General features: G+C 46.2%; 1 protein-coding gene. It reads left to right on the forward strand.

All coding sequences use genetic code 11. The features are described 5' to 3' along the window. A partial coding sequence (locus ICN20_RS10200; protein ID WP_216240520.1) for a hypothetical protein occupies window positions 1–773 on the forward strand: 773 nt, incomplete at both ends.

A 773-nucleotide genomic window follows, 5' to 3' on the forward strand; every position in this document is an offset into this window, starting at 1 on the left:
GGTAATGGCGGCTTTATTGAGACCAGTTCCAAGGGAACTGTGGCGCTAGCTCCCACTGCCCAAATTAATACCAGCGCAACCAATGGCAAAGCAGGCACATGGCTCTTAGATCCCATTGATCTGATCATTGATGCCACAACAGCAAACCTCATCTCAGCAGTACTGGCCAATAGCAACGTCACTATTGCAGTAACGAGTAATACGAACACTTGTCCAATCGGATCCTGCACTCAAAATGGTACCGGCAGCCTCACCATTGCTAGTGGCGCCGACATCCTTAAGGCAGGCAATAACTACACCACCTTAACCTTATCAAGCTCAAGCATCTTTAACCTCAATGCGAACATTAGTGGTCAGAACCTAGATGTGATCATCAGCTCTTCCATTGCATATCTGAATATCGGCAGCTCAATCAATGCCTCCAAAGTAACCGTTCAAGCCCAAACCATCTATAGCGCTGGCGCTATCCAAGCCAGTAACTACCTAGCAGGTTCCAATCCAGGAACCTTAGGTAATGCCATTAAGTTATTGGCTCAAGCCATTTATGTGTCGGGTGGCTTAACTCTGAACGCTAACATACCAGTCAACGGGGCTACAACTATTACTGTTAATGGTGTAGCGAAGAGGCCAGATGAATTGCCCGCCTATTTAACTTCACAAAATGCTGACCAAAGCCTTAATCGGGTTTATTCCACAAGCGCAGCGAATGACTTAAATAGCCTTCAGATTGCGCCAGTCCAGAGTAATGTGATTTATCTGACTGGAAGTACTTT

Origin of the sequence: Polynucleobacter sp. JS-Polo-80-F4, from assembly GCF_018881965.1 — a bacterium.
In the GTDB taxonomy this organism is placed as follows: domain Bacteria; phylum Pseudomonadota; class Gammaproteobacteria; order Burkholderiales; family Burkholderiaceae; genus Polynucleobacter.